The organism is Bacillus sp. ME78 (assembly GCF_903970865.1).
Lineage (GTDB): Bacteria > Bacillota > Bacilli > Bacillales > Bacillaceae_G > Bacillus_A > Bacillus_A cereus.
Map to the genome: position 1 here is coordinate 69,176 of NZ_CAJCKK010000008.1, position 16,847 is coordinate 86,022.

A 16,847-nucleotide genomic window follows, 5' to 3' on the forward strand; every position below is an offset into this window, starting at 1 on the left:
ATCTCCCTCCAATTATATACTTTTAAAAAGTACCAATTCACAGACATATCTCATAGGAGTGTTTTTATTCATTCCACGCCACTTTCCAAAATAGAGAAAGATCCATTTTCACAATTAATTTCTGCCATTGCACCGTAAGGTAAAATAAACTTCGGTTCAGTATGGCCAAAATTTAAATTATAAAGAATCGGCAAATCTTCTAAGTTATGTTCCTTCATAACCTGTAATATTTCCTGTTTATATTCTTCATAGTATTGTTCATCTTTCGGTTTACCAAAAATGATTCCTTTTGCTTTTTGCAGAATACCTTGTGCTGCATAATTTCGTAACCAATATTTTATATAACTTGGTTCTGGATGATCTTCAGAAGTTTCAAAGAAGAGAATACTATTCTCCCAATGTTTTTTCTCAGGCCAAAGTTCCGTTCCTTTTGCAAATTCCAATACTTCAATACAACCACCAATTAAGCGCCCCTGTACAGTGGTAGAGCCTTGAAGTAGCTCATATCCATTGTTTTGCTGCATCGTACGTCTTGTATCCTTATTTATTTCAATCCATTCTAAATGCTCACTTGTCCATTCATGAGCTGGTTGAATCTCTCCAATCGTTTCATTTGAAAAGAGAGTACGATTTACCATTTCAATTGTATATGGATCCATCTCTACATTTTCGGCAAAGTCGGTCAAAATTGCTGGACCGTATAAAGAGGAAAGCCCTGCTTTATGGCAAAATAAATGTGAAATAGTAACGTCAGAGTACCCCATAAAAATTTTCGGGTTTTCGCGTATCACATTAAAATCTATATAGGGAAGTAACCGGATGCTATCTTCACCGCCAATATTCGCGATAATTGCTTTCACGCGTGTATCTTTAAATGCTGTCATTATATCTTCCGCACGATCCTCTGAATTGTTATAAAGGTATTCGCTACCTTTTAAGCTATTTGGCATTGGGATAACAGTAAGACTAAAAACTTCTTCTAATCTTTTTACTCCTTGTTCATATCGCCATCTTATTTCAGAATCACCTGCACCGCCCCATGAAGGACTTACTGTTGCTACGATATCTCCTGGCTGTAATCTCTTTGGCTTTATTAACATATGAATCCCGCTCCTATATAATTTAATGAACTACGGCTATACAAACCGTAGAGTTGAAGAACATTGTACATGACATTAGTTTCTCCGCCTTCAATAAGTTCACCTGCTGTAATTTGAGAATTTAGTATTAGTGCTGAATATAGGAATAATCTACAAATATTTTTTGCTAAAATTTATATTTGAAAATCACAGTATGCATCATTGCATGAGGAAAACGGTTGTTATTTTTATAACCTGTAACTATAATGATTACAGGTTGGTCGATACCAATCAAAAAAATAAAATCATCATGAATGGAGATGTTACATATGGGTATGAAAAAAATAATTTTAGCAGGTGCTTTAGGGATCGCAGCATTATCAGGAACAAATGTACCAGGATTAGAACTAACAAAAGCGAGTGCAGCTTCTATTGAATCGAATTTCTCGACGTTAGAAGGACGAGTAGTAGAAGTAGATAATGGTGTGATTGTTGTAAAATCTAAGCAATATGAGGAACCTGTTAGTGTGTATATTGATTCACTTTCAAACGTGAAAGTAGGAGATGAAGTAAAAGCTACTGGATCTATGATGCGTAATTTTACAGAATATATGGTTGCAACTGCAGTTGAAAATACAACAAACAAGTTAGGTATGCACATGAAAGAAGATGGCTCACCTAATTATGTAATTGGAGAAGTATCAAAAGTAGGAACGATGGAAGATGAGGGAGACGGTGCTACTAAATATGTTGTAGTTGAGTATCCATCGCTAAACGGGAAGAAAGATATTATTGATGTTTTCTTAACAAAGGGACAAGTATTTAATGTGGGTGAGAAAGTAAAAATTGATATGAAGTATGTAGGCTGGGGCGGTATTTCTATTAACTGGAACACAGTTGATCATATTGAAAAAGTTCATGAAGCAAAGACGAACGCTGAAAATAATGATGATGTATGGATTTGGTCTTAATAAGGCGAGTATAGGTCGTTATTTGCAATTTTCTCCAAACAATACATGTGAAAACTAAATGTATCATGCAGTACCCATCTAATTATCATTGCGTATGACAATTAGATGGGTACTTTTTTATTTGAAATTTGTGCAAGTCAATGTTCAGCATTTCTTTTTAAGAGTAAATTACGGGTGAAATCAAAACTTTATTTGCAGTACATAATAAATAATGTTGATTTTTTATCTTATATTAAAATAAAAACAAACCACTGTTCGATTTGAATATTCCACGATATAATAGTGAGAGTTTATGGCAGAATAAATATTTACATAAGAAGTGAGGTACTGTATGAAAAAAAGAACGACAGACATTATTTTTATTATTATCGGTGCATTTCTTTTTGCGTTAGGTGTCAATTTATTTGTTATTCCGAACGAGTTTGGTGAGGGCGGGGTAACAGGTATCACGATTATTACGTACTATTTATTTGAGTGGTCACCAGGTTTAGTTAACTTAATTTTAAATGCGATTTTGTTAATAGCCGGTTATAAATTTTTAAATAAGATCACAACAATTTATACGATTATCGCTGTAGTTACGAACTCACTATTCCTTCATTTAACAGAAGGTTGGACGATCGCTTCGGATGAAATGCTCGTAAATGCCATTTTCGGAGGTATATTTATTGGATGCGGGATTGGTCTTATTATTCGCGTTGGCGGAACAACTGCAGGTACTACCATCTTAGCAAGGATGACACATAAATATTTAGGATGGAGCATTAGCTACGGTCTACTGTTCTTCGATTTAATCGTTGCGTTTTCATCGTATTTCATCATTGGTGCAGAAAAACTGATGATAACAATTATTATGTTATATGTAGCAACGAAAGTGATGGAGTTTGTAATTGAAGGTTTAAATCCGAAGAAAGCCATTACGATTATTTCTGATAATCCCAATGAAATAGCCGGGAAGGTAACGACCTTAATGGGCAGAGGGGTTACTGTGTACTCAGGTCATGGCTATTACACGAAAACTCCGAAGGAAATTCTTTATGTTGTTATTAATAAGCAAGAAGTAGTGAAGCTAAAACGGATTGTTCAAACTACAGATCCGGCGGCGTTCATCGCTATACACGATGTTCGTGATGTGTTCGGAGAAGGATTTGTTGATATTTCGAAGGCTTAAAAATTGTTTTTGATTAAAATAATCTTAATACTAAAACGTGAGAATCTATTTTGAATAATCTTTTTTCAAAATAGATTCTTTTTCTTTTTCTTGCAAAAAATCTAATTGTTTCTTAATGTAGTGATGTAGAAGGATGAACGAGAGAGGGTTTAATGAAGATGATACATATTTTATTAGCTGATGACGATAAACATATTAGAGAGTTATTGCATTACCATTTACAAAAAGAGGGGTTTAAAGTTTTTGAAGCAGAAGATGGAAAGGTAGCGCAAGACGTATTAGAGAAGGAAAATATTCATCTTGCGATTGTAGACATTATGATGCCATTTGTTGATGGCTATACGTTATGTGAGGAAATACGGAAGTATCATGATATTCCTGTTATTTTATTAACTGCGAAAGACCAGTTAGTGGATAAAGAAAAAGGCTTCATTTCTGGTACAGACGATTATATTGTGAAACCATTTGAACCAGCTGAAGTGATTTTCCGTATGAAAGCTTTATTACGTCGTTATCAAATGCTGAGTGCAGATATTATTACGTTGCACGGAACGACAATTGATCGAAAAGGTGTGGAAGTAAAGTGTAACGGCCAAACAATTTTGCTTCCTTTAAAGGAATTTGAGCTATTATCACAACTTGCTAGTTATCCTGGAAGAACATTTTCAAGAGAAGAATTAATTGAATTAGTATGGGGAATGGATTTTGAAGGAGATGAACGAACAGTTGATGTTCATGTGAAGCGACTACGAGATCGTTTCTCAAAACGAACGGATGATTTTCAAATTACGACAGTGCGCGGCCTCGGGTATAAGTTGGAGTTGAAATAAGATGAAATCACTATATTCTAGATTTGTATTTATGACGGTCGGCATTATGCTACTTAGTAGTATTATCGGCTTTTTATTAACGAACGTATATTATCAAGTGAAGTTAAAACCGTATAACAGTGAAAAGATTTTAAAGTATGCTGAAGAAGTTAAATCGTTATATGAAAAGCAAAGTGAAGAAAATCAAGAGGCGTACTTACATTCTATCGCAAAGTTAGGGTATGAAATTTATATTGTCGATGATCAAAAGAATGGAAAGCGTATCGGCAATGCGTTTCGTAAGACGTCTATTAGCGATGCTACTGTTCATAAAGTATTGCAAGGAGAAACGTTTAATGGTGTTTCTACGTATCCAACGCGTCTTTTTATTACAGGATTTTTCGATAATGAATTAATAAATAGTGTCGGTGTACCAGTGCAACACGGTGATAAACAGTACGCTTTATTTATTCGTCCTGACATTCAGAACCAATTTGGCGAAATGCGAATTTTCTTAGCGGTATTACTTGGGTTTATCGTACTATTAAGTATTATTTTTATAGCGATTGCAGCAGGTTATATCGTTCGCCCAATCCGTAAATTTACGAAGGCTACGCAAAAAATTGCGAGTGGGGAATATAAAATTGAATTAGACGTAAAACGAAAAGATGAAATAGGAACGTTATCTACAAGCTTCCAAAAGATGACGAAAAGTATTAAAGAACTAGATGAAATGAGACAAGAATTCGTTTCAAATGTTTCGCATGAATTTCAATCACCGCTTTCTTCCATACAAGGTTTTTCGAAGACATTGCAAACAGAAAAGATGAGCGTGGAAGAAAGAAATCATTACTTACAAATTATTGAGGGCGAAAGTAAGCGAATGTCTAGTTTATGTAAACAGTTACTTACGCTTGCTTCATTAGATAAGGAGGAAAAGGTTTTACAAATAAAAGACTTTTCCTTACAAAAACAAATTAAAGACGTCATTTTTATGCTTGAATGGAAATGGCGGGAAAAAGATATCGCCGTTGAATTTGATGTGCCGGACATTACAATTCAAGGTGATGAAAACTTACTTCATCAAGTATGGAGTAACATTTTCACGAATAGCATTAAGTTTTCAAACGATGGTGGAACGATTGAGTTTTTCGTGGAAGAGTTAGAGTCTAGCGTTATAATTTCTATATCAGACAACGGAATCGGTATGGAAAAAGAAGAAATGGATCGTATTTTTGACCGTTTTTACAAAGTAGATACAGCAAGGGCAAGAAACGTAGAAGGTAGCGGTTTAGGATTATCAATCGTGCAGAAGATTGTTGAACTGCATAAAGGGACCGTTTCGGTATATAGCACGAAAGGGGAAGGGACGACTGTTCGGGTGGAGCTTCCTAAATAGATAGAAGAGGCTGTTTGGGAACAGCCTCTTCTTTTTTTGTCGCTAGTATACGTGTAAAATGAAAAAATATGAGTCATTTTAATTGCATAATCGGATGAGTTTATGGAGTGGGATTAGGAGGAAGTTTATTTAAAAATGTAGAATCTCTACAGAGTTAGAGGGAGTGTATTAAAACTTGAACTGTGTAGGGAGGAAATTACTTTGAAACGAATTGACTTGTTATTAAACGTACTAGATTCAACATTCGACAAAGAGAGTTGGTATGCACCGTTTAAACATGCTATAGAAGGACTTACAGCTGAACAGGCTATGTGGAAACCAGCTGGAGAGACAACGAATACCATTTGGGAGAATGTTAATCATCTCACTTATTACAAAGAAAGACTTGCTGCAAACTTGGAAGGACGTGAATGGACACATAATCTTGACGGTAATGACACCTTTTATCTTACTAAGCAATCTAATAATGATACGGAATGGAAGGAAGTCGTTGAACGCTCTGAAAATGCTCAGCGTAATTTAAGACAGGTATTAAGTGCAATTTCTGAAAGAGAGCTTGAACAAAATTCACTTGAAGGTAAATTACTGGACATCATGCTTCATGATGCTTATCATACAGGCCAAATTATTCAATTAAGGAAAATGCAGGGGGCATGGCCATCAAAGCGTTAACAGAACCTTTTAGTTGGTGCTATTGTTGAATAAATTTTAGATATTCAAACGACTTTATTGTTATATTTTTAGTGAAGTATTTTACATCCAAAATGAAATAACTATATTTTTAACCCCGTCCCCAATTTAGAACGGGGTTATGTTTGGTTTGCTATAAAGCCGCACCTTTCCCGCGTTCTTCCTTAAACCGAAGCCCAAAAGTATCTGCCGTAATTTCATCAGCTTTCGGCAAAGCACGTAATTTTGGATGAAGCAGCCATACGAGGGAAATGAATAAAATCCCGATGCTAGCAAGCGCGAAAATGAGTTGGCTACTATATACATTCGCAGTGTATCCGCCAATTAAAGAGCCAAGCGGCATAGCAATTGTGCCCATACTCCGTGTGACTGAATTGATGCGCCCAAGATATTGGTTTGGAATTACAATTTGACCAATAGTTGCAAATAATATGTTGGTCGCACCAATTGGTATCCAAGCTAAGCCGAATAAAAAAATGGATAGCCATTGAAACGGTACAACCGTTGAGAGAAACCAAAAGAAAGCGCCAGTCGCAAAGCTAATAATGGAGACACGGCCAACATTATGTTTACCAACCCATGAACTGAATAGTGCTCCAATTAAACAACCGGCGGATATAGCGGCTAAAAAGAAACCATATAATTTTACACCGCCTAACGAATCAGCGAAAGAAGGGAGTATTGCCATCGTCATACCGATTGAAAAATTAGCGACAACGGAACCAATTAAGAAGACGCCCATTAAGGAACGAAATACGATTGAAAACCCTTCTTTTAAATCAGTAAAATATTGTTTAGTTGAAAGTGTTGTGTCTGCTTCAGTTTGTTTTGGCATTTTTAATGAAAAGAACAAAAGGGCAGTAATCGCGAATGTAAAGGAGTCGATTACATATAAAGTAATGGCGCCAAATAGTGCTACTAATATTCCAGAAAGAGTCGTACAAATTAAATCAATGCCTTGATATGCAAATGAGAAGAGTGAATTTCCTTTTAATAATTGTGTTTTATGCAGTAGAAGTGGTAAAGCTTTTGATTGTGCGGGATAGGCGAATTGTTCGATAAAGGCTACGATGGGCATGATGATGAGTAGTAGTTGGACTGTTAGTAGGTCGAAGTAGTGTGTAATAGGAATGATTAAAATAAGAATGCATTGCAAAACTTGTGTGATGACGAGGGTGTTTTTTATTGACCATCTATCAACGAATGGACCAGTAAGAAATTGTAATGCAGAAGGTAATAACGTAAGGGAACCAGCCAATCCAGAATAAAAAGGATTACCACTTAATTTGTATACGAGCCACATTGCGGCTACATAATACAAACTATCTCCTATGTGGGTGAAAATTCTTCCTAAAAATAATAAGAGGAAATTCCGGTTTTTTAATATGTCCACTTTATCTACTCCTTTATAATAAATTTATTCGGTAAAATAAATTTGACCGTTTATGTAAAAAAAATCGTATTACGATTTTTCTTCTTTTTTAATAAATTGCTGCATTGTTCTCTCAGCGATTTGAAGTGCAGTAGTAGAAATATAATAAGGTTTACTATTCGGATCTTTATCTGCACCTTTTGTGATTTCGTTTAATTCAGCCATTAATTCATAAAACTTTTTTACCCACACTTGAAATTGTTCTGGCGTAGCATCAAATTCCCAGCAGGATGAAACGTAATTCCACTTAGCTGGATCTTCACTTGCATTTTGTAATGTAAAAGCTTCTTCTGGTGCAGCGAGAATTTGGCTTTTCGTTCTTTCTATCATTTGTAAAAAGATTTGGCGACCTGATTCGCTTAATATTTCTAAATGAGGTAATAGATCTGCGGCAGGGGTGAAGCCTTTAGCGACAGATTGATAAAACTTTTGAACAATCCCATTCTTTTCTTCTGTATAAACGATCTCTATAAGACCATTCTTTTCTAATTCTTTTAAATGATAATGAATTTTCGCCCTTGAAATGCCGAATTTCTCAGATAGTAATTGTCCAGTATAAGGACGTTCGCATAGACGTATCATCATTTCGGCACGTAATGGATCGCTTAATGCTTTTAGTTGGCTATAAGTAGTTAGTGTTAATACGGGCTTCAACATGATCAACTCCTTGAATTAAATTACTCGGTCAATATTATTTGACTGAATTGTATCAAGGATTCTATTTATTTTCAATACTTTCAGAAAATTTATTTTTTTACTCTGTAATCTTCTGTTCATATTCCGTTCATATTTCTTTTTTATGATTAGTGCATAGAAAGAAAGAGGAAGGAGCGAGCATAATGTTTTTAGCTCTGCGTGAATTGAAACAATCAAAATTAAGATACGGATTAATCGGACTTATCATGGTTTTATTATCATTTTTAGTCCTTGTTATTTCAGGATTAGCAAATGGATTATCATATGATAATGCTTCATCGATTCAAAATATGGAGGCAAATAAGTTCGTTTTAGCAGATGATGCGGAAAATAAATTACTTCGTTCACAAATTAAGAAAGACGATGTAGATAACGTAGTAAGTCAAGTAGGCGAGAAAGAGGCAGTTCCATTTCGGGTGAAAGTTTCAACGTATGAAAAGAAAGATAGTTCGAAAAAGGTTGATATCGCTATTTTTTCAAGTGAACGCGATTCATTTTTAGAACCGAACATTGTAAAAGGTGAGAAATTAGGTACAGCAAATAATGAAATGGTTGCTGATGAATCGATTAAAGAGAAGGGAATCGATATTGGAGATACAATTATCGATCCTGTTTCAAAGAAAGAATTTACAATCGTCGGATTTACGAAAGATCAAATGTTTAGCCATACACCAGTCGTCTATGTAAATGAAGACGTATGGGGATCTATTTCACAACCAAACCAAAAAGATTATAGTGCAATTGCACTTAACACAGATAAAGAAATTAAAAATGCTCACGTTATCGATAAAAAAGAAGTACTGCAAAGTATTCCAGGATTTAAAGAAGAGCAAGGAACTTTAACGATGATCATTGCGTTCTTACTTGTGATCGCTGCGTTATTAATCGGTGTATTCTTCTATGTTATTACACTACAAAAAACACAGCAATTAGGTGTATTAAAAGCAATTGGTACAAAGAACTCATATTTAGCAAATAGCTTAGTCGTACAGGCGTTATTCTTATCAGTCGTTGCGATGGTAATTAGTATCGTTCTTGTACAAGGGTTAGAACAAATTTTACCAGCGGGTATGCCGTTCTTATTAACAACACCGATGATTGTACAATACGCAGCAATCTTTATCGTAATTAGTATTTTAGGAACACTTATTTCGTTATACCAAGTATTAAAAGTTGATGCATTAGAAGCAATTGGAGGCGGGATGTAATGACTTCATTATTGAAATTAGACAAAGTAAGTAAAGTGTACGGAGAAGGGAATACGGAAGTAACAGCCCTTCATCCGATGTCGCTTGATGTGAAAGCTGGAGAGTTTATCGGAATCGTCGGTCCTTCTGGATCAGGGAAAAGTACATTATTATCAATCGCGGGTGCACTATTATCACCGTCAAAAGGGGATATTTACATTCGTGAGCAAAATATTACGAAGCTATCAGAAAAGGAAATGACAGACATTCGTTTGAAAAAAATCGGCTTCATTTTCCAGTTCGCAAATCTTGTTCCATATTTAAATGTGAAAGAACAATTGCTTTACATTGCAAAGCTAAAAAAGGAAAGTAAACAAGAATCCGAAAAGCGTGCGGATCATTTATTAGCGGCATTTGGATTAGGAGAAAGAAAGAATCATTATCCAAATCAACTATCTGGCGGGGAAAAACAAAGGGTAGCAATCGCTCGTGCGTTCATGAACAATCCGGATTTAATATTAGCGGATGAGCCAACGGCAAGCTTAGACTCAAAACGTGCGCGTGAAGTTGTAGAAATGATGAAACGTGAAGTGAAAGAGAGCCAAAAAGCAGCAATTATGATTACACATGATGAAAGAATGCTTGATGTATGTGATCGTATATTGACGCTGAGAGATGGACAGTTAATATAAAGAAAAAGGCCAACCGTACATGCGGTTGGCCTTTGTATAATTGTTTTTAATAAGTATAATGGCTTTATTTTGAGAATAAGGTTTTAATTTTATTGCGTGTTACTAATAAAATCCCGCCTAATACAGATAGCATTCCTAGAGCCATATTGTTTGATTGCTCGCTACCAGCGTTAGGAAGTTCTTTAGCGTTATTGTTTTTAGTACCATTATCTGCTTGCGTTTGTTTAGACTGTGATACTTCATTAATCTTGTTATCAACATTTTGCTTCGTTGTATGTAACTCAGCTAATTTGTCGTCAATTTTTTTCTCAGTATGCTTAAAGTCGTTGATTTTAATATCTAAGTCTTGTTTTTTCTTTGTTAAATCGTCTGAAACAGTTTGTTTCGATTGTTTAATTTCGTTAATTTTATTTAGTAAATCTTCTCTAGCCTTTTGTAATTCAGCTAGTTTGTTTTTTACATCTTGTTTAGCTAGTTCTAAGTTAGCGGAAAGACTGTCTAAATTGCCTTTAATTTTCTTAAGTTCCTCTAACGTGTTACCAGTATTCGGCTTGTTTTCTTTTAGTTCAGCGAGTTTGTCCTCAGCAGTTTGTTTCGCTTTCTTTAACTCAGCTAATTTTTCATCTACTTGTTTTTTAACTTCCTTAAGTTCATTAACCTTTTGATCAATGTTCTCTTTATGTTGCTTCATTTCATTCACTTTTTCATCGACAGTTTGTTTATGTTCTTTAATCTCATTCACTTTGTTATCGATATTTTGCTTATGTTCTTTTACTTCAGCAACTTTATCTTCTACTTGTTTTTTATGCTCTTTAATTTCAGCGATTTTATCTTCGGCGATTTGTTTGTCTTGCTGAAGTTTTGCATCTAGTTCTTGTTTATGCTGTTTAACTTCGTTAATTTTTTCATCAGCAACTTGTTTGCGTTCATGTAGTTCATTCACCTTTGTATCAACATTTTCCTTAACTTTGTTAAGTTCATTTAATGTTTGATCCACGTTTTCTTTGTGTTGCTGTAATTTCGCATCTAACTCTTGTTTATGTTGCTTAATTTCAGCTAATCGATCTCCCGTACTTTGCTGAGGAGTAGCATCATTTACTTCCGCATGAGCAGAGTTCGCGCCAGCAATCATTGCTAAAGCTAGTGTAGACGCAGCAATTGTTTGTTTTGTTTTCATATTTTTGTACCTCTTTTCTTTCATATGCATGAGCTGTTTTGTGTAAAATTGAGCATATAGAAGTAGATTCTTCCATCATTATATACCATCTGCGCCGTCTAGAGGAAGTATTTGCATAATAATCTATGATTATGTAATTTTTATAATCTCTTATTTCGGATAGGGGAGAACTCTTTAGCAAGATGGACAATTTTTAATATAGTAGAGTTTACATCCTTACTGTTACGAATAACAAACAAATAATCAGCTTCGTTTTCTATAGGATCTACCACATCATCGTGAAGTGATTCAGTTTGTTGTCGATCAAGTACTTCTTTGAAACTAGAATATCCACCTCTAAAAATATTCGTACTCCGCGTGCTTCTAGCCACTCTTTCATAAAGTACATCATCTGGGATGTCAAAGTGAACTAATACGCGTATATATTCCTCCTTCTTAAACCATTCATTTAGCAAATACATTCGTCCGTTTAGGCTTCTATTTGAGTTACAAATAATAAGGTGTAAATTTGTATGTTCTTTCGCATAATCAACAATGAATTTTGAAAGACTGTGCTTTAGTGTATTTGATCCTTCTGTCGGTTGTAATTTTTCATAATACGTGTTAATAAATTCAGCTTGATTATCTTGATCCATAACGAAAGAGTGGGGTAACTCTTTTTCTAATGCTCTTGCAAATGTAGTTTTTCCACTGTGTGTTTTTCCAACTGTAATGATGATTAATCTTTTCATGACGCCCTCCATTTGTATTGTTATGAACTGGAATATTCGGTGTAGATCGAAATCTTCCTGCTAGAGATTACAAAAATTGTTGGAGCGTAGCAGGCTGGAAACTTGACAAAAAAACTTATTTATGCTATAATTTACCAATATAAAAATAAGGTGTATAATAGGGTTCTCCTGGCCAGGGGAACCCTATTTTTGTTGTGAAAATGAAGGAGAGTGTATGTGCGTGAAACAAGGTGAAGCAAGTGTAACGTCGTTAGTATCAGCTTTCGGAAGGGCGTATCATAGTGAATTTGATAATCCTAAAATCTTTGATGATTATGTAGCTAAAGATTTCATTTCACAAAAAGAACGTAACAATATTGAAACGAATATGGTTCAAGGGATTCACTTTTTCAATAAAGACATTGCAGAGCAGTTTCAAGAAAAACCAAAAGAAATATTAAATTGGATTACGCAAGTTCAGTTATCACCAACACCTTTAGCACGTGCTGCATATTGTGAAAGAGTATTACTACATGAAATTACATTAGGAGCGAAACAATACGTCATACTCGGTGCAGGCTTAGATACGTTCAGTTTTAGACACCGAGAATTAGAAAATAAAATAGAAATATTTGAAGTGGATCATCCTTCTACACAGGCGTTTAAGAAGGAAAGAATAAAAGAAGTAGAACTTGAAGTTCCAAATAACCTTCATTTTGTTTCAATGGATTTTACGAAAGGATTTTCCTATGAACAGTTACGCAATGAAGGATTTGAACATAAAAAGACTTTCTTTAGCCTTTTAGGTGTTACGTACTATTTAACGAAAGAGGAACTTGCTAGTTTAATAGAGTGCTTGTTTGAGATGATTCCAGAAGGGAGTTCTATCGTTTTCGATTATCCCGATGAAAACTTATTTACGGAAAAAGGGTTGTCTAACCGAGTTGAAAATATGGTAAAAATGGCAGCGGTAGGCGGAGAACCGATGAAGTCATGTTATTCTTATCGCGAAATGGAAGTATTGTTAGAGAATTCAGGTTTACTCATTTATGAGCACTTATCACCAGAGGATATAAATACATTATATTTTGCCGGAAGAAATGATTATTTGAAAGCTTTCGAGACGGTACATTATGTGCATGCGGTGAAGAGGTAGGAAATTAACAGGCATGGAGAGGAATCTCTGTGTCTTTCTTTATAAAAAAGGAAATGAGCTGTAGTGGTGGAAAATATAATTATAAATATATAATATCTATAAATTAATGTTTTGTAGAAACTAAAGGAAAGGGGAAATAGAAGATGTTGAAATTACAAGGGAAATACAATGAAGCAAAAGTGTTTACTACGAATGTAGAAAAAACTGCAGCAGGTCAAATTATTGATCTTTGTAACCAACAATTCGTAAAGGATAGCAAGATCCGTATTATGCCAGATACACATGCGGGTGCAGGTTGTACGATTGGGACAACAATGACAATTCAAGATAAGATTGTTCCTAATTTAGTCGGGGTTAACTAATCGGCTTAGACTTTAAACTACTCACTCAATTGACTGGGAACCCTAACGATAAAAGGCGAGGGCAATCAGCAGCCAGTGGTTATGGTGACATAATCGAATGGTTCAGAGACTTGTACCATGTTAGCAGACTAAGGTACAGAATTATTCCTCATCCATTTTGAATTGAAGAGGAATAATTAATACGGTGAGCCTACAGTAGAGACTGCATATCTCGATGACTGTAGAGAAGGTATAGTCCACTCTTTCAGGAAACTGAGAGGTAAGTACGATATTGGTTGTGGCATGGAAGTTGTTATGATTAATAAGAAAAAAGAGGAAATCAACTTCGATCACTTAGACGAAACGATACGTAAATTTGTCCCAAGTGGTTTTCGTATTCGAGATAAGGAACATAGATTTTCAAAAATGATTAATTTTGATAGTGTAAGAGCCCCGTTTACATTGCAACGTGCTCAAAAAAGTATTGGTACACTTGGCGGGGGCAATCATTTTGTCGAACTGAATGAGGATGATAAAGGAAATGTATACATTGTCATTCATAGTGGTTCGCGTAATTTAGGGAAACAGGTAGCAGAGTATTATCAAAACTTTGCTTACGAGCAACTTATAAACGTTAAATCTATTAAAGAAGAAATCATTGAACGTTTAACGAAAGAAGGTAGACAACAAGAAATACATGAAGCTTTACGTGAAATTAAGAAACCGGTGATTCGCAAAGAATTAGCTTATTTAGAAGGACAAGGATTTAAAGATTACATGAATGATATGAAAATTGCTCAAAAATATGCGGAGTTAAATCGTAAAGCAATGATTGATGAAATCGTCACTAAAATGGATTGGAAAGTAACAGATCAATTCACTACAATTCATAACTACATCGATATGGACAATATGATTCTAAGAAAAGGTGCTATTTCAGCTCAGAAAGATGAACGAGTAATCATTCCAATTAATATGAGAGACGGTTCTATCATTGCATTTGGTAAAGGAAATCCAGATTGGAACTTTTCTGGCCCTCATGGAGCAGGACGTATTATGAGCCGTAAGAAGGCGAAAGAAGTACTTAACTTAGAGGATTTTCAAAATACAATGACAGAGGTTTGGACTACATCTGTTGCAGAAAGTACTTTAGATGAAGCACCAATGGTATATAAGCCAATGGATGAAATTGTTGAGAATACAAAGGACACAATTGATATTAAACATATTATTAAGCCGATTTATAATTTTAAAGCGAACTAGAAGGGGAGTAACTTTTATTGTAATGAGGTATAGTGCTGGAAAGTATTAAGCATGGTGCTATTGGAAGTAGGGAAATTGTGAAGAATAATTTAAATGTTTATTTAGGTGTAAAAGCTGCTGTAAGTATGTTTATCCTTTCAATTATTTTTCTATATTTCAACCCTTATAGCACTCAATTACTTGATAAAGAAGTATATATCATTGTATTTTTTATTTTGTTGCTTCCGTCTTTTTTAGCTTTTATCGCAGCGCTTGTTAAGAAAACTATGTTAATGAAGCTTTGTGACGCGTGGTTAGTACCTTGGATTCTATACTTTAGTATAGCTGCAATGCCAACGTTACAGAATTATTTTTAAGGGTTTATTTTATATCTATCGTTTGGGTGAAAAAGAGAATTGCTTAAAGAGAGTAGTTCTCTTTTTATTTTTTATTAAGCTATTGAAACGGAAATGAAAGGATGAGGGACGTAATGAAGAGGGGATTATCTAAATTAGCAGATATACTAGTCAACCATTCTACTAAAGTGCAACCTGGTGATCATGTGTTAATTCAAAGTGTTACGGAAATAGACCCTATAGTAGTTCGTGAAATTATTAAGTCAGTGGAAAAAGCAGGTGGATATGCACATGTATCAATGCGTGACGTTTCTGTTACGAGGCAATTAATTTTGTCTGGATCTGAAGAGCAGTTTAAGTTATTTGCAGATTGGGAGTGTTACCGTTTAAGTAAGATGCAAGTATATATTAATCTCCGTAGTCCTAGAAATGCATACGAATTAGCAGATGTACCAGCAGAAAAAATGAAATTATATCAAAAGGTATTTGGAAAGGCTCATAGTGAAGCAGTGTATAAAACGAGATGGGTGACAACTCGAATTCCGAATGCGGCTTCAGCGCAAGAAGCGAATATGAGTACCGAGGCTTATGAGAAATTTTATTATGATGTTTGTACGTTAGATTACAAAAAAATGTCGAAAGCAATGGATCCGTTAAAAGAATTAATGGAAAAGACAAAACAAGTGAAAATCATTGGGAATGGTACGGATTTGAATTTTTCCATTGAAGGAATCGGTGTTTTAAAGGGAGATGGTACAGATAATATACCTGATGGCGAAATATATACAGCACCTGTCAAAAATTCAGTGAATGGGATAGTAGCGTTCAATACAGTATCTATTCAACAAGGTTATGCATTTCAAAATATTAAGTTACATATTAAGGATGGGAAAATAATAGAGGCATATGCAAACGATACAGAGCGAATAAATCGAATTCTTGATACGGACGAGGGAGCAAGATATATCGGAGAGTTTGCACTGGCTTTTAACCCTTACATACTACATCCGATGAATAATACGTTATTTGATGAAAAAATAAATGGTAGTTATCATTTAGCAATTGGGGATTCGTTACAAGGTGCAGAAAACGGGAATCAATCAGCGATACATTGGGATTTAGTGAATATTCAAAGATCAGAGTATAGCGGGGGTGAAATTTGGTTTGATGATGTACTGATTAGAAAAGATGGGTGTTTTATTTTACCAGGGCTGTTAGGATTAAATGAAGAGAATTTAAAAAGGTAAAGTGCTTTTTGGAAGTTGTGTAAAGGAGATTAAAACTTTAGGACAGGAGTAATATAGGAGGAATTTAAAATGGGAAAGAGTGAGATGTTTCAGGATTTTAATTTTAAATTAGTAGTAATTGAAGCTTTATTAGATAAAGAGCCATTATTTTTAAAAGAATTAAAAGACTTAATAGATAAGTATACGAATAATTTTGAATGGTATGCAGAAGCTGGCCCGATTGTTGAAATTAGAGCTTTTTTAGAAGAGTTAATTTTGGAAACAAGTGATTTGGAAAAGATTGAGTCCCTTTGCTTTGATGGTGGGAATGAAATTTATCATATTTTAAAGCCTGATTGGGACGGTGAAGACAGTTTATTTGATGTTATATCTGTTGAAGGATTTCAAAATCTAAAAAATTTAAAAACAGTGGAATATATTTCAATGTGTTACCCGAAAGTATTAGAACCATTAAAACAAGCTGGAATAGAAATTGAGGATTAATGAAGAGAA

18 protein-coding genes are annotated in these 16,847 nt (G+C 34.7%); 13 read left to right on the plus strand and 5 right to left on the minus strand.

Going from position 1 to position 16,847, the window contains the following annotated elements; all coding sequences use genetic code 11:
• Positions 1-68: 68 nt before the first annotated feature.
• A complete protein-coding gene (locus H6481_RS11780; RefSeq protein WP_182811758.1) occupies positions 69-1,100 on the minus strand; it encodes a S66 peptidase family protein in 1,032 nt (343 codons plus the stop codon).
• A 308-nt stretch (positions 1,101-1,408) separates the two neighbouring features.
• Between H6481_RS11780 and H6481_RS11785 the strand changes: the two genes are divergently transcribed.
• The 5 genes from H6481_RS11785 to H6481_RS11805 all read left to right on the plus strand — a co-directional run bounded on the left by H6481_RS11785 (position 1,409) and on the right by H6481_RS11805 (position 6,101).
• Entirely contained in the window at positions 1,409-2,050 is a 642-nt protein-coding gene (locus H6481_RS11785) for a F0F1 ATP synthase subunit alpha (RefSeq protein ID WP_000525484.1), read from the plus strand.
• A gap of 331 nt (positions 2,051-2,381) precedes the next feature.
• Positions 2,382-3,221, plus strand: coding sequence for a YitT family protein (locus H6481_RS11790; RefSeq protein ID WP_000747488.1), 840 nt, complete (start codon positions 2,382-2,384; stop codon positions 3,219-3,221).
• Between the two features lie 152 nt (positions 3,222-3,373).
• A complete protein-coding gene (locus H6481_RS11795; RefSeq protein ID WP_000781961.1) occupies positions 3,374-4,051 on the plus strand; it encodes a response regulator transcription factor in 678 nt (225 codons plus the stop codon).
• A 1-nt stretch (position 4,052) separates the two neighbouring features.
• On the plus strand, positions 4,053-5,429 hold the full coding sequence (locus tag H6481_RS11800; RefSeq protein ID WP_071731911.1) for a HAMP domain-containing sensor histidine kinase: 1,377 nt from the start codon (positions 4,053-4,055) through the stop codon (positions 5,427-5,429).
• A gap of 201 nt (positions 5,430-5,630) precedes the next feature.
• The gene (locus H6481_RS11805; protein WP_000821001.1) at positions 5,631-6,101 is read left to right on the plus strand and encodes a DinB family protein; all 471 of its coding nucleotides are present in this window, start codon (positions 5,631-5,633) and stop codon (positions 6,099-6,101) included.
• Positions 6,102-6,252: 151 nt separating this feature from the next.
• On the opposite strand, the gene H6481_RS11810 is transcribed toward H6481_RS11805, so the two are convergent.
• Both H6481_RS11810 and H6481_RS11815 read right to left on the minus strand, forming a co-directional pair.
• Positions 6,253-7,512 carry an MFS transporter gene (locus H6481_RS11810; protein ID WP_182811761.1) on the minus strand — a complete coding sequence of 420 codons (1,260 nt, stop codon included), beginning with the start codon at positions 7,510-7,512 and terminating at the stop codon, positions 6,253-6,255.
• A gap of 69 nt (positions 7,513-7,581) precedes the next feature.
• The gene (locus tag H6481_RS11815) at positions 7,582-8,205 is read right to left on the minus strand and encodes a winged helix-turn-helix domain-containing protein (protein ID WP_014895296.1); all 624 of its coding nucleotides are present in this window, start codon (positions 8,203-8,205) and stop codon (positions 7,582-7,584) included.
• Between the two features lie 185 nt (positions 8,206-8,390).
• Here H6481_RS11815 and H6481_RS11820 point away from each other — a divergent pair, with 185 nt between their 5' ends.
• Both H6481_RS11820 and H6481_RS11825 read left to right on the plus strand, forming a co-directional pair.
• Positions 8,391-9,455, plus strand: a complete 1,065-nt coding sequence (locus H6481_RS11820) for an ABC transporter permease (protein ID WP_097987347.1) — start codon at positions 8,391-8,393, stop codon at positions 9,453-9,455.
• On the plus strand, positions 9,455-10,126 hold the full coding sequence (locus H6481_RS11825) for an ABC transporter ATP-binding protein (RefSeq protein WP_000202606.1): 672 nt from the start codon (positions 9,455-9,457) through the stop codon (positions 10,124-10,126). Before H6481_RS11820 ends, H6481_RS11825 begins: the two co-directional genes overlap by 1 nt.
• Positions 10,127-10,190: 64 nt before the next feature.
• On the opposite strand, the gene H6481_RS11830 is transcribed toward H6481_RS11825, so the two are convergent.
• Together H6481_RS11830 and H6481_RS11835 are read right to left on the minus strand one after the other, a co-directional pair.
• Positions 10,191-11,303, minus strand: coding sequence for an LPXTG cell wall anchor domain-containing protein (locus H6481_RS11830; RefSeq protein WP_089171418.1), 1,113 nt, complete (start codon positions 11,301-11,303; stop codon positions 10,191-10,193).
• 140 nt (positions 11,304-11,443) lie between these two features.
• A complete protein-coding gene (locus H6481_RS11835) occupies positions 11,444-12,034 on the minus strand; it encodes an AAA family ATPase (protein ID WP_182811764.1) in 591 nt (196 codons plus the stop codon).
• A gap of 214 nt (positions 12,035-12,248) precedes the next feature.
• On the opposite strand from H6481_RS11835, the gene H6481_RS11840 reads away from it, so the two are divergent.
• The 6 genes from H6481_RS11840 to H6481_RS11865 all read left to right on the plus strand — a co-directional run bounded on the left by H6481_RS11840 (position 12,249) and on the right by H6481_RS11865 (position 16,838).
• On the plus strand, positions 12,249-13,169 hold the full coding sequence (locus H6481_RS11840; RefSeq protein ID WP_182811767.1) for a class I SAM-dependent methyltransferase: 921 nt from the start codon (positions 12,249-12,251) through the stop codon (positions 13,167-13,169).
• Between the two features lie 143 nt (positions 13,170-13,312).
• Positions 13,313-13,531, plus strand: a complete 219-nt coding sequence (locus H6481_RS11845; RefSeq protein ID WP_000916241.1) for an RtcB family protein — start codon at positions 13,313-13,315, stop codon at positions 13,529-13,531.
• A 282-nt stretch (positions 13,532-13,813) separates the two neighbouring features.
• Positions 13,814-14,773 carry an RtcB family protein gene (locus H6481_RS11850; protein WP_182811770.1) on the plus strand — a complete coding sequence of 320 codons (960 nt, stop codon included), beginning with the start codon at positions 13,814-13,816 and terminating at the stop codon, positions 14,771-14,773.
• Positions 14,774-14,850: 77 nt separating this feature from the next.
• Positions 14,851-15,129: a hypothetical protein gene (locus H6481_RS11855; protein ID WP_255295059.1), complete on the plus strand. Its 279-nt coding sequence runs from the start codon at positions 14,851-14,853 to the stop codon at positions 15,127-15,129.
• A gap of 113 nt (positions 15,130-15,242) precedes the next feature.
• The gene (locus tag H6481_RS11860) at positions 15,243-16,355 is read left to right on the plus strand and encodes an aminopeptidase (RefSeq protein WP_182811773.1); all 1,113 of its coding nucleotides are present in this window, start codon (positions 15,243-15,245) and stop codon (positions 16,353-16,355) included.
• A 69-nt stretch (positions 16,356-16,424) separates the two neighbouring features.
• Positions 16,425-16,838, plus strand: coding sequence for a ybaK/ebsC family protein (locus H6481_RS11865; protein WP_151639876.1), 414 nt, complete (start codon positions 16,425-16,427; stop codon positions 16,836-16,838).
• Positions 16,839-16,847: the final 9 nt, after the last annotated feature.